Raw genomic sequence first — 13,447 nt, forward strand, 5'->3', positions numbered from 1 at the left:
TTTTATCTTCCTTTGATGGCAAATTTTGTCAATCTTATTCTGCTTTCAAGAAAAATCATTGTTGGACTCCTGATTTATGGCTAATTTTGAGTGTTTAGAAATTGTAAGCAAAATCAGACACGTCTCTATGAATCATTTTCGTAAATATTGGAAACTATTTTCCCATATTGGTGCACATCCGGGCATGTCATACATCGATTTCAAACGTGTGCACATGATAAATTTGATTGCATTGTTATGTTTATTTCCGACAATTTTCTTTTCAATCCTCAATCTTATCGACCACCGCTATGTTTTATCGGCGATTAATTTCTCCAATTCTATATGTTCGTTTACGGTCCTTCTGCTTCAATATTATGGGAAACACAATATCGCTAAGGCAACTCTATTGATAAGTAATTCTGTGTTTTTCTTCGCTGGGGCACTACTTTATAAAAATGGCGGCGAATATTTTCTATTGTGCACATTGATTGTCTCGATGTTGATGTATGACAACCGAAAGATCCATATAGTCCTTTGTATTACGGTAGCTTTCCTGATTTTACTGTTATATCTGCTTCCTGATATACTTCCCCTGAGTCAGCAAGTTCCACGATCCAGATCTGTTTTCAATATTATCAATGCGCTTGCTTTTATGGTCGTTGCGGTCAACTTTTTTCTTGATATCATCTATAAGAATATGAAAAAAATTGAGCAGCAACGCCTCAACTTAGAATCCATGAATCGGGACAAAGAAAAAATTTTTTCTATTATCGCGCACGACATCAAAAGCCCTTTTGCCAACCTGGAAGCACTGATATTTATGTTTCGTAATCAGATGCTCGATAGTACGGCATCCCAGGAATATATCCAACAGATCTATCAGCAGATTACACAGCAGAATCAAGCTTTGGATGATTTGCTACAATGGGGCAGCAGCAGTATGCAAGGTATGAATACCAAAGCATCACCCCAATTAATCAAACCTATGATACAACAAATTATTAAAGTTTTTAATGAGAATACACAATCTAAACAACTAAAAATCAATATTAATATACCAAACAACACGCAGATAATTGCCAATCGGGATCATACCATTATTATTTTACGCAACTTGATTAGCAATGCGATCAAATTCAGCTATGTAAATGGGAATATCAACATCTACACCAGCGTGGATGAAACCTATACACATATTCATATTCAGGATGAAGGAATAGGAATTAACCCCTTGAAGTCTGCTGCACTTTTTAATGAAATTCAGCAAAAGTCCTTTGGCACTGAAGACGAGCCCGGATCGGGTGTGGGCCTTGTCTTATGCAAGGATCTTATTGAACGAAACAAAGGTATTGTGAACATCCAAAGTACACCCAATAAGGGATCCGTTTTTACAGTTGGATTGCCATCCTGCCCCAGCCATAAGCAGCAAACCAAGATCGAAGTTCCTACATGCTGTTAACCCAAATATAGGTTTAGAAAATTTTTGATGAGATTATTTATGGTAGAAAAACTTTGTGTACTTCAATATAGGTTCATTTTTGTAGATTTACTCCTAATACACATTGACGCAAAGGAAATATGGAAGCAAATGCCAATTATGTATATAAAATCATCGACACACCAGTTGGCCCTATACACTTAATCGCTACCGAAAAGGGACTTTCAGGTTTAGTTTGGGCGGACAAGGATTATATCCGCACAAAACTTCCTACAGCAACCTACAATGAAGAGACTCCCGTTTTAATACAGACGGAACTGCAGCTGAATGAGTACTTTGCAAAAAAAAGACAGATATTTGATATTCCGCTTGATTTTCAGGGAACAGCCTTTCAGATCAAGGTCTGGAAAATGCTTTTAGGTGTTCCCTATGGTACAACCAGGACTTACGGTCAACTGGCGCAGCAACTTGGCGACAGCAAAGCCGTCCGGGCCGTTGGTGGCGCGTTGAATAAAAATCCTATCGCTATCATTGCCCCTTGCCATAGGATAGTTGGCACCTCGGGCAAGCTCGTTGGCTTTGCCGGAGGCATTCGCAATAAGTCTATCCTGCTTGACCTTGAACAACAATATCGGACCCCGACACTATTCGGTCTTTAACGCTGACTATTAGCCTTAGAGTATGTTATTCCTGCGGAATAACAATCATTTCAGGGAATCTTTGAATTGCCGATGAAGAGAAAAAAAAATGCATCTCCGCTTTTGTAATTAAAACTATATCTTTATAAAAAGAATTACACGGTCACTATGATAGAGAATACGTTTGGAATGGATATAATGCCTGAAAATGAACATGACAGACTGAATGCCCTCAGACGCTATAAAATAACTGGAACCCCTTCTGAAGCCAGCTTTGATGGAATTGCAAAATTAGCCACACAAATCTTCAATGCCCCTATTGCATTACTCTCACTGGTCGATGCAGAATCTGTCTATTTCAAAGCAAATATTGGCATGGGCACTACAAAGGAAACGAACCGAGGGCAAAGCTTGTGTAGTCTAGCTATTCTGGACAAGAAAGTAACGGTCTTTGAAGATACACTGAAAGAAGATATTCTACTGACCAATCCAAATGTAATTGGAGATTTTGGACTACGGTTTTACGCAGGTGCACCACTTATTACCCATGATGGTTTTATGATCGGTTCGCTGTGCGTCATCGACAAACATCCACGCGTTTTCACTACAGCAGATCGACAGATATTAGAAGGTCTTGCACGGACCGCAATGGACCAAATCGAGCTTCGAAGTTCTTCCATAGATAAAATTGATGAGCTTGAGGGTGTCAATATTACCATGGCAACCATGCAACAACGGCTGCTCGAACTTAATGACGAGATGGAACTTGCCAATGATGAACTTTATCGTACCAATAGCCAGCTCAACAAATCCTATGATTTGACAGTGCTGCTCAACAAAAACCTCAAAAAAAGTGAACGTCGATTCAGATCCTTTATAGATAAGGCCCCAATAGCATTTGCGATTTTAACAGGTCGTGAATTAGTCATTGAAGTTGCCAATGATATGATGCTCAAACTCTGGCACAAAACAGAAATCATTCTTGGCAAACCACTTGAGCAAGCACTTCCCGAATTACAGGGACAGCCTTATTTGGGAATATTGGATGATGTCTTTACTACTGGCCAAAATTATATTGGAGACACTGCCTACGCAAGACTTGAGTCTATGGGAGTATTGGGCGATCATTATTTTGATTTCACCTATGAGCCGTTGAAGAATGATGAAGGTGAAACGGAGTCTATTATTGTCATCGCCAATGAGGTTACGGAGCGTATCAAAAGAAACGAACACCTTGAAGCCCTCAACTATCAGCTGGAAATTGCACTAAAAGCTGGTGAACTCGGTTCTTACAATCGCGATATAAGAACAGGTAAAATGGACTGCTCGGAAACCTGTAAACTCAATTTTGGCCTCACTAAAAACGATCGCTTTGACTATGACGTCCTCATGCAAAGCATCGTCCCTGAGCACCGCGAAATGGTCTATCAAAAAGTTCTGGATGCTATCCAGAACAAGACCACTTATCACGCTGAATATCTCATACGTTGGCCTGATGGATCGTTGCATTGGATCAATGCGTCGGGTCTTCCCAAATACGATGCAGAAGGTAATGCGACTCACCTCATTGGTGTAGTGGCGGATATCACAAAACGGAAAAATTATGAGTCTCAAAAAGATGATTTCTTGGGTATTGCCAGCCATGAACTAAAGACGCCCGTCACGGGATTAAAGGGAACAATTCAACTGCTGGAACGATTCAAGGACAAAACTGGAAGTGACATCATTTCAAGACTTATTGATCAGTCTGCTGTCAATATCAAAAAGATCGTTACTCTTGTTGACGACCTGCTCAATATGCATCGAATCAGTGAAGGGCAGCTTCATCTCGAAAAAACAACCTTCAAGGCATCGAAGATACTTACCTCCAGTTGTCACAATATCATATCCCAAGGCAACCATCAAGTTAATATTACCGGCGATCTCGATGCAGATATCTTTGCCGACGAACAACGTCTAGAACAAGTCCTTGTCAATTTTGTCAATAATGCCGTTAAATATGCTCCAGAATCGAGAGAAATCAATATTACGGTTGAACAGTTGCAAGATCGTATCAAAATAACCGTCAAAGATCAAGGTGAAGGTATTAATCCGGCAGTACAGCCATTTATTTTTGATCGATATTATAGAGCTAATCACGAAGGCAAATCCTACTCGGGGCTTGGACTGGGGCTCTATATTTCCGCTGAAATAATCAAAAAACACGCGGGTCAGATAGGAGTTGATAGCACCGTGGGTTTGGGCAGCAGTTTCTGGTTTTCCATCCCACTCCCGACAGCAGAAAAATAAACACAAAAGAGCCGGTTTTTACCCGGCTCTTTACTATCAAATCATACGTGCTTATTGACAGACTGCTTACACTTACGTGTAATAGTCCGGCATTTGAAAATAGACTTAGGCTATCTCCTCAACCGTCGCATCAGGCGCATTCTTCTTGACAGATTCAATGCCATTTTCCATACCACTTGCGCTTTCATACATCTCGCTGGTTCCAATAATTTGGCCATTGGTAGCCTTGAGGTTGAAGTAGTGCTTACCGTTCGTAGAAGTTTTACGATCAAATTTGTTATCGTCCTGAGCGTTCTTTTTTACAGATTCAACGCCATTTAAGCAGTTTGCTTTAGTTGTATAACCTTCACTGCTTAAAATCACCTGTCCGTTTCCAGCTTTTAGATTAAACTGGAATTCTCCATTTTTCCGTGTTTTTACTTCAAATTTACCCATTTTCTCAATTAATTAAATAAATATGTGGTTATCGGAATTAACTTCCATACTAAAGATAATACTTTTCAATGTTTTTATTGTAAAACAACGATTAATTTTTTTATTATCAATAAGGCACATACTTCCTATACATCTGTACTAACAGATTCAACGCCACAGTACGCAAGACAGTTTAATCTCTTAAAGCGGTTAAATCTTGTGTAGGAGCCGGCAAATTCAGATCACTTATCGCCGTATACACAGATTCATCGATTTTAAAACCCCATTTTCTAAAAAAATCCGAAAGATCTTTTTGTGCAATCTGACATGCCGACAGCATAAAATAGCGCATTTTCTCTGCGTCTGTTGAAACTGTGGGTCTGTTCTCGCGGGTAGTTTTGCTAAGTTTGATGTAGAAATCATCACCAAACCCTAGCCAAAGCTGATGAAACATAATCATTTTCAAATCATTATCTCCTGAATTAAAGTTGCGGTCCGCGATGTTTTTCTGAAAGTAAGTCGTCAATTTAGGCCAGGAATTATTGGCAGTCACCCGGCTTACCGGCAATCTAAATCCCCTTTCACTGGCTAGAGAATAGACATTCACGGTTGTTTCTGTCAGATTGCCCCAGGTCCAAGCTTTTTGTTGATAGGTATGCCCTACTTCATGCCATATTCCCCATCCATTTGTATTGGACAAGTATTTTGGCTGCAACATACGATAAGATAAAGCATCGGTAAAATAAATAGAAATACCGGCAGCCATATAACCACCTGCACTCGAATCTCTCACGGTAATCAGGTGTTTATTATATGGTATGGCATGGACTCCACTCGTACCATTCAAACCACTTATACTATTGGAAAAACCAATAATTGAATCCAGTCTATCCACAATAAGCTGTTGATCTTCGTTCTTATACAATAGCGCATCGGCAATTTTGGTTACCATAATGGTGTGATCTGACGAGAAGACGACATCCGGCACGGTATTTTTCAACGAATCCAATGTAGCTACCCATTTCTCATGGGTGGTAATTCCCTTTTGAAAGTAAGGCACCGGGATAAAGCCATTGCCAAAAGAAAGCTCTATTTCTCCAGTTGTTGTGTAGTTATCAGCTGTATAAATCACATAAACCAAGCCCCCGTATTGGTCCACTGTGAACTTTTGCGTACCTGCCTGCAGATTGAAATACTGCCGCACTGGTCGAATATTGTCTCTAAAAGGCGTCCCGATCGCCAAGCGTGCTGCTGTCGTCCCCGAGTTGACTTTGACTTTTATCGTTATAGTACTGTTTGGCACTACATAAAATCCGGTCATTTGCATTTCATTATGATTTGCTCGAAACTGAAGTCTATCAGCCTCAGTTGCAGCCGAAGGACTTACTTTAAATCGTTGGACCGAATCCGCTATTGCTAAGGATTCTGCACTGGAATCGTTAAGTAAAGTGTACATTAAGCTACCATCCTTCCGGCAAGAAGTGGTCATAGCGATCACTAAAATCGTGATTAAGGAAAACAGGGTCTTTCTCATAATTTTTAAATAAAGTTTATAATTTGTATTAATTGTCAACACTTCTTTCCGATCACCCTTCAAAGCCTAAGCCGCTGTTTCGAAGTTTTTATTTTTCTGATCGATTTATGGTTCATCGAAACTTGAAAACCAGATGATCCATGCAAAGAATTCACTTCACCTTCAGCAAAGTATTTTAGTTCATAATCTAAAAGCAAGATATAATATATTGTACAGAAAAATAATCAACCGCTCCACATCAAACGTTTGCACAATCAACGAAAAGCTTTTCGCTTTGATAAATTTCAAATAATTATTAAGAAAATCTGTTTTAAAAAAATGATAAGAAACGAGTAACGCCCTTATTCTCTACTGCTGTAGAAGCTAGATGTTATTCAAACTAATTACACAGCCCCAACGCTATTCCCTCGAACACTACATCATAAGGGATTAACATGGCAGCACATAATCATCACATCTGTTACCATCAATAAAATTATATATCATTCTCTTGACGTAGATTAATGATTACGTGAAGTTTAAAAACTCCTAAAAAAAAGTATAACCAAAAGTTATAACCCACCTGTTTCTATACCTAACTTTTAATACAGATAACAAACATAAACATCTATACTACAAAGAATAATGAAAATAAAATCATAAAAAAATAGCATTCAAAAATTAGAGTAAAAAAAGCGATTTGTCTGTTATTGGAATAAGGATTTTTATTCATCCACCTATTTCTCCAGTGAGAGTCTGCTGCAGGTTAGTTTTACCACAATCGGTGATAAAAAATTATAATTTTAAAAAGCGAATCGTTAAATTCGAAAAGTACACTATGAAATTAATACGCTAATTTTACTTTCATTCAAATAAGATTGATGGAACATTTAACCTAAACTATAGCTCTTGACACTATAGTGGGACAATAACGAGCGATTATCTTAAAACATGAAAAACAACATAAAGGAACAAAACGAAACGTTAAATCAATTGGATCAAAATTCAGCATTGCTAGCAGAACACCCCATTCTAGTAGAATTTAAAAACCTAATTCACCAGTATCCTCAGAATCACTGGGACCTCCAATTCTACTTGAAAAAGCTCAATATATCAAGAATAGCGCTACATCGATTGACGCTTTCAAGTAGTGAAACTTCACCCAGCACAATCGTTAAGGAAATTGTTGCAAGTGAGATTGCAAAAAAGCTAGCTTCTACTGAAATTCCCATTAAAGAGTTGACTTCGTATTATGGCTTTAGTTCATCAGCATCATTAACACGGTTTATAAAAAAGCATACTGGTCTTAGTCCGCGAAAATTTAGAGCATTAAACGCATTGGATTATGTTTAAACTTGTCCAGCGACTATCTCTCATTTCGATAGTTAAAAATTGAATATCGTTGGATAAACCTTTTTATGATATTTTAATGATACTCATGCATTTACCAATATTTGTTATTGATTGGATAAGGCTGCACAGTGGATAAAAATCAAGATAGTGCAGCTACTGCTTTTTGATAAGCTTGTAATTATTCAGCGATTCGTCCTTTTGAACAGTATACTGATCTTTGAGTTGCATCACCCAACCCTCACCCTCTATTCGCTGTCCTTCGATTTTAGTAGGCCTACTAACGGTTATTTTATCCCAATTGGGCGCCATGAGCGCCCCACTTTTGACATCTAGAATCCCCCAGTTATCGGTGATCCTTATGGTTGGATAAACAGTTCCCAAATCCGCGATTGGGAGGATATTTCTCGGATCGAAAGACACATTCATTTTCTCAAATTTAATGGTCATATGAGGCTGTTCCACAAACAAGGAACGATATAATGCAATTTGCTTCTTTATTTTTTCCGCTCGTAATTGTTCCTCTGTGAATATCTGTTTTCCATTATATTCCGCTGTAATGGCTTTTACTGTTGCTGCAAGATCTTTCGGAAGTTCAACGTTCAATTCGCGCATAAAGAATACAGTTAAATCTGTATTTACTGAAATCTTTTGATTCCAAAGCGAATCCTTTAAACTCATTATATATCCATAGATGGGCGTGGTATTGTAGGCAAAAGACCTTACATAAGTGGGATTCTTGAAAAATCTGTCTATTACATCAATGAAATGTTTTTTTGTTTTTTCTTTATCTCTCCCACTGATCATTACTCCGGTATACTCTGCAATCCCTTCATTAAGTTCCAATTGATTTTCAATATGGGCAGAGCCTGGAAAAAGTGAATTTCGATACTTCCGAAAAATCAAAGCATCCTTCAAGTGCATTCGTTGTTCATCTTGCGCGTCTGAACAAACCGCCTTTTTAAGCGCCTCCAATTCAAAACGTAAGTATATCCGTCCATTCTCTTGATCCAGATGGGTACTTTCGCTGTTATTTTGAACGAAGCCCAAAGCCGATTGTGCGGAATGAAACAATTCATGAGCCAACAAATTGATCCGTGCATAATAATCTTTAGATAAAGGCAACATAATCATCGCCCAAGTGCGGCCATTCCACGTTAAAGACGTATTGGCAATATTTACACTGTCGGGCAATTTACCAATATAGCTATTTTTATATTGCACAAACGAACTATCGGCACCAAAGTTATTACTAAATAGCTGTCGTGTCTGAGGCTCCACCAAAATAATATCACCATATAAATCCCTATTCCATAACGAATAACCAATTTTAGTTGCAGTTTTAATTTCACTAAAATATTGAACGATACTGTCTGGCTTTGTCTCCTTAGATTCTTGTCCAAGCGCTAATGCACTGAGCAAAAGATATAGAAACGTTATAGATATTTTCTTCATTAAACACTTGTGAAAACGGTTATAAATGATATTTTTTAGTTAAAAAGAGATTATTAGAATTTGACAAACATCTTCTTTTAAATCCCTAAAAATACATTATATCACTAAAATATCTATCATTAAACAAAAAAAAGCACACTTAATATGTGTACTTTTTTGCTCAACATAGACTATGCTGTGCTTATACATCAATATAAAGACTCTTTGAACTACAAAGTCTCCTTGAGATATACTACTGATTCCAGGTTCAATCCATCGAGTCTGCTAATACCTGGTTGTTTTACAAATCCATTCTGTTCAAAAAGTCCGATCAACGAACTTCTTAAGGGTTCATTGATCCAAATCACGTCGTAGGTACTGCATACGGCAAGACATTTGTCCATTAATGATACCTCCATTTGCTGCAAAGCCTCATGCTGGCAGACACCGAAATCCGCGATTCGAATCACACGTTTACCTGCCAAGCCATCCGGCTTCTGCCCTTTCGAGGTTATTCTGGCATAACCCATCGGCTGATCGTTAGCATATACTACCAGCCATTGATTTGACATACTGTTTATTTCGTTGACAAGTGTTTTGGAATTAAAACTATCAGCAATGTAATTGTCTAGTTCAGCTGGCTCCACTAAGCTGCCGAATTTTTCTAGGGCTAGAGTTTTGGTGAGCATTGACAACGCTTCAATTCCCTGCTCTGTTGCTACCGTAAATTTTGTGACTATATTCATATGTGCATCTACTATTAAATACACAAATGTACATGCTATCACTTGCTATTATTCGATACACATTGTTCATTTAGCATCAGTACAGGCTCCCACATAAATAACGACCTATATGCTGGATCGCTTCTATTCGTTTAGCAGAAAACTTGTCCGCGATGACCAACCTAAAATAATGTTCAAAAGTATTCACAAAAGAGAACGTATAGCCCGGCGTAAATCTTGCACCAATTTTTTCACACTGCGCGTAAAAATCCGCCATATCTGTACTTTCAGGCATTTTAACCCAAAGATTATACCCACCTGCAGGTGTGATCACTTTGGTTTTTTCAGGAAAACTGGAAGCGATTAGGTTGGTGGCCAGATAGGCATTTTTTGCCAGTTGCATCTTCAGTGAACGAATATGCCGATCGTAACTGCTGCTACCGATCAAACGGTTTACGGTCTCCTGATTCAGAGGAGAAACTGTACTGCCCAATGCAAACTTGATCTGTTCAGCATCTTTCAGAAATCGCCCTGTGCTTAACCAACCCAGCCGAATTCCAGGTGCCAGGGTTTTTGAATACGATGAATACGTCATGACCAATCCGCTTTCATCAAATTGTTTTAGTGTGGATGGTCTGCTCCCCTGAAAGTTCAGGTCTCCATAGATATCGTTCTCGATTACAGCAACATGATATTTATGAGCAATCGCCAATAAAGCAATTTTCTGTTCATCTGAGAGCAAAATACCTGTTGGATTATGAAAATTCGGTGTTAGGACGACTGCTTTTACAGCACTTCCTTGACACGCTTGTCTAAAAAAGTCTATATCAAAACCATCTTTAGTAAGAACAGGAATTTCAATAACGCGCAGCTTGAGCACCCGAATGACCTCCAATACAGAAAATACGCACGGACTTTCCACAGCAACAATATCTCCGGCTTCACATGCAGCAGCCAAGGCGATATACAAAGCCTGCAGGGCGCCATCTGTGATCAGCAGTTCATCTGCATGCAGTAAGGTCTGATAGGAGGCCGCACGCCTGATAATATTGTCCTTCAATTGTACCGAACCGTTAGATGGATAATAGCGTAGTAACCCTGCCCCTTGTTCCCGAATGACCTGCTGCATGGTCCGAAGTAAAAGTTTTTGAGGAACAAGAAGGTCCCCTGGGGCAGCAACATTAAATTCCGAAAAACCCCGCCCCACAGGTGACGCTGTTGTCAGACCAAGCCCTTGCTCAAAGACAGCATCCCTTACTACCGGTGGACGTCGACGCCCTTCCGGTTCTGCCAGCATTTCATTCTTCGCACTGACATAGTAGCCAGATTTCGGAACGCTCTCCACCAAACCAATAATCATAAGATACTCATAACCTGACTGAATAGTACTCATACTTAAACCGTAGTAATCTTTAAACTCGCGTACTGAAGGCAGCTTTTGCCCCGGTTTATAGACTCCTGATTTTATATTTTTCTCAATTGCTTGTGTAAAAATTTCAAATTTATAGCTCTTCATCTGTATTGATCACTTTTACCTATACTGTACCTGTATCGCAAATCTAATCAATCTAAATTTGTCTAAAAAAGAAATGACAGGTAATTATCAAATCAATAGCCCTAGCGAATTACGTGCTCTTCCACAGGAGGTATTACCCGAATTAAGTCAGGAACTAAGAAACTTCCTCATTGACCATATTGCTACACATGGCGGTCATTTTAGTTCAAGCCTTGGTGTTGTAGAACTTACTATAGCAGTTCATTATGTATTTAACACCCCTAAGGATAAATTGATCTGGGACGTTGGTCATCAGGCTTATATCCATAAACTACTCACAGGGAGAGCGGCTCGCTTCCATTCGAACAGACTTCTAGGCGGCATAAGCGGATTTCCTGTTATGGAAGAAAATAACTTTGACGCCTTTGGTACAGGTCATTCTTCCACATCCCTATCAGCAATTCTGGGTATGGCCTGCGCAGCCAGGTATAAGGGTGATAACAGCCGTCAACACATCGCTGTTATCGGCGACGGCGCCATGACTGCCGGTCTAGCATTCGAAGCTTTAAATAATATAGGTTTCGAACAGCCTAACCTATTGATTATATTAAATGATAACGATATGTCTATTGATGCCGGTACGGGAGCCCTACAAAACTATCTGACCGACCTGACCTCGGGGCAAGCCTATAATCAGTTCAAATCACAGATCAAAAAGCTGCTGTCATCCCATAAAGATCGGACACAATGGTCAATTGCTGCGATTAGAAAAATAGAGAAATTGATAAAAACAGGGCTATTTGCTTCGAGCAATATTTTCGAGGCCTTAGGAATACGTTATTTTGGACCACTGGATGGTCATAACCTCCACAAGCTTATCAAAATATTTGAACAGTTGAAGCATATCCCCGGGCCCAAAATAGTGCATTGTGTAACACAAAAAGGAAAAGGTTTTACACCAGCCATGTTAAACAAGGCGGAATGGCATGCCACAGGGAAATTCGACAAACTGACAGGTATACGGTTAGAAAACCAACTACCGCAACTCTACAAGGAAACTTTTCAGCAAGTGCTGGGCGAAACGCTGATACAGCTCGCCCAACATAATAGCCGTATTATCGCTATAAGCCCAGCTATGCTTTCCGGCAGCAGGCTGACGGCAATGAAACAGCAGATGCCTAACTGCGTTTTTGATGTTGGTATCTGCGAGCAGCATGCCATTACTTTCTCCGCAGGCCTTGCTGCTGATGGGCTACTTCCTTTCTGTGTGATCTATTCGACATTCTTACAACGCGCCTATGATCAACTAATCCACGACGTCGCTTTACAGAAATTACCGGTCGTGTTCTGTATCGACAGGGCCGGCGTTGTCGGCCCCGATGGCCCCACCCATCAGGGGGCATTCGACATTGCTTTTCTTCGCTGTATACCCAACATCGCAGGCGCTTCGCCCATGACGCTCACAGACTTTAAAAATTTGTTGTTCACGGCTCAGGACATCACTCTTGACGGACCGCTTGCAATCCGCTACCCAAAAGGCCCAGGTGGTCGAGAGAAGCAATCAGACAAATTTATAAGACTTGAAATTGGAAAAGGAAGAAGGCTTTGTTCAGGGCAAGACATTGCCATACTCTCTCTTGGGCCCGTTGGTCAATATGCACAGGACGCATGCAACGAACTGCTCCGGGAAGGCATGCAGGTTGGGCACTATGATCTACGGTTCTTTAAACCGCTCGACGAAGCGTTATTACATGAAGTATTCCAATCATATTCCTATATCATCACTGTTGAAGATGGATGTATAGCTGGTGGAGTAGGAACTGCAGTACTGGAATTTATGACCGAACATGGCTACTCAGCGACCTTGAAGCGACTTGGCTTGCCCGATACTTTTGCAGTACAGGGTACACAGCAACAGCTTCACCAACTTTATTACTACAATAAGCAGGCTATTATCGCCACGGTGAGACAGCTATACACGGGCCCGCTCGAATCGGCAGGCTCAGGGTGTAGCCTTAAGCCGAACGAGTCTTCCCCAAACAGTTAACTTAGTCACAATAGTAGTGCTTAAACAATATAGATTAAACTATCATTTGGTCTGATCATAGGATCTAAACAGCAAAGGGCCGACCCTGTCAGACATTCAGCTTGCGAAGCTTTCCTAAAAGG

The 13,447-nt window shown here is 39.9% G+C and carries 10 protein-coding genes; 5 read left to right on the forward strand and 5 right to left on the reverse strand.

Annotated elements, in window-relative coordinates; all coding sequences use genetic code 11:
• The first annotated feature begins 127 nt into the window (after nucleotides 1–127).
• The 3 genes from CBM24_RS14230 to CBM24_RS14240 all read left to right on the forward strand — a co-directional run bounded on the left by CBM24_RS14230 (nucleotide 128) and on the right by CBM24_RS14240 (nucleotide 4,347).
• Nucleotides 128–1,441: a sensor histidine kinase gene (locus CBM24_RS14230; protein WP_157698462.1), complete on the forward strand. Its 1,314-nt coding sequence runs from the start codon at nucleotides 128–130 to the stop codon at nucleotides 1,439–1,441.
• A 119-nt stretch (nucleotides 1,442–1,560) separates the two neighbouring features.
• On the forward strand, nucleotides 1,561–2,079 hold the full coding sequence (locus CBM24_RS14235; RefSeq protein WP_088161723.1) for a methylated-DNA--[protein]-cysteine S-methyltransferase: 519 nt from the start codon (nucleotides 1,561–1,563) through the stop codon (nucleotides 2,077–2,079).
• A 147-nt stretch (nucleotides 2,080–2,226) separates the two neighbouring features.
• Nucleotides 2,227–4,347: an ATP-binding protein gene (locus CBM24_RS14240; RefSeq protein WP_088161724.1), complete on the forward strand. Its 2,121-nt coding sequence runs from the start codon at nucleotides 2,227–2,229 to the stop codon at nucleotides 4,345–4,347.
• Nucleotides 4,348–4,452: 105 nt separating this feature from the next.
• Here the strand turns inward: CBM24_RS14240 and CBM24_RS14245 are convergent, their stop codons facing one another.
• Nucleotides 4,453–4,782, reverse strand: coding sequence for a YegP family protein (locus CBM24_RS14245; RefSeq protein WP_075992803.1), 330 nt, complete (start codon nucleotides 4,780–4,782; stop codon nucleotides 4,453–4,455).
• A gap of 172 nt (nucleotides 4,783–4,954) precedes the next feature.
• Nucleotides 4,955–6,295 (reverse strand): M60 family metallopeptidase, encoded by a 1,341-nt coding sequence (locus CBM24_RS14250; protein ID WP_088161725.1) that lies wholly within the window; start codon nucleotides 6,293–6,295, stop codon nucleotides 4,955–4,957.
• A gap of 930 nt (nucleotides 6,296–7,225) precedes the next feature.
• Here CBM24_RS14250 and CBM24_RS14255 point away from each other — a divergent pair.
• Nucleotides 7,226–7,627 (forward strand): helix-turn-helix domain-containing protein, encoded by a 402-nt coding sequence (locus CBM24_RS14255; RefSeq protein WP_088161726.1) that lies wholly within the window; start codon nucleotides 7,226–7,228, stop codon nucleotides 7,625–7,627.
• A gap of 153 nt (nucleotides 7,628–7,780) precedes the next feature.
• Here CBM24_RS14255 and CBM24_RS14260 read toward each other — a convergent pair whose 3' ends face one another.
• From CBM24_RS14260 to CBM24_RS14270, 3 genes are all read right to left on the reverse strand, one after another.
• Nucleotides 7,781–9,079, reverse strand: coding sequence for a hypothetical protein (locus CBM24_RS14260; protein ID WP_088161727.1), 1,299 nt, complete (start codon nucleotides 9,077–9,079; stop codon nucleotides 7,781–7,783).
• A gap of 209 nt (nucleotides 9,080–9,288) precedes the next feature.
• Nucleotides 9,289–9,804, reverse strand: coding sequence for an N-acetyltransferase (locus CBM24_RS14265; RefSeq protein ID WP_088161728.1), 516 nt, complete (start codon nucleotides 9,802–9,804; stop codon nucleotides 9,289–9,291).
• Between the two features lie 76 nt (nucleotides 9,805–9,880).
• The gene (locus tag CBM24_RS14270; RefSeq protein WP_198385911.1) at nucleotides 9,881–11,299 is read right to left on the reverse strand and encodes a PLP-dependent aminotransferase family protein; all 1,419 of its coding nucleotides are present in this window, start codon (nucleotides 11,297–11,299) and stop codon (nucleotides 9,881–9,883) included.
• A 73-nt stretch (nucleotides 11,300–11,372) separates the two neighbouring features.
• On the opposite strand from CBM24_RS14270, the gene dxs reads away from it, so the two are divergent.
• The gene (gene dxs, locus CBM24_RS14275; protein WP_088161730.1) at nucleotides 11,373–13,325 is read left to right on the forward strand and encodes a 1-deoxy-D-xylulose-5-phosphate synthase; all 1,953 of its coding nucleotides are present in this window, start codon (nucleotides 11,373–11,375) and stop codon (nucleotides 13,323–13,325) included.
• Nucleotides 13,326–13,447: the final 122 nt, after the last annotated feature.

It is taken from the genome of Sphingobacterium sp. G1-14 (genome assembly GCF_002196555.1).
GTDB lineage: Bacteria > Bacteroidota > Bacteroidia > Sphingobacteriales > Sphingobacteriaceae > Sphingobacterium > Sphingobacterium siyangense.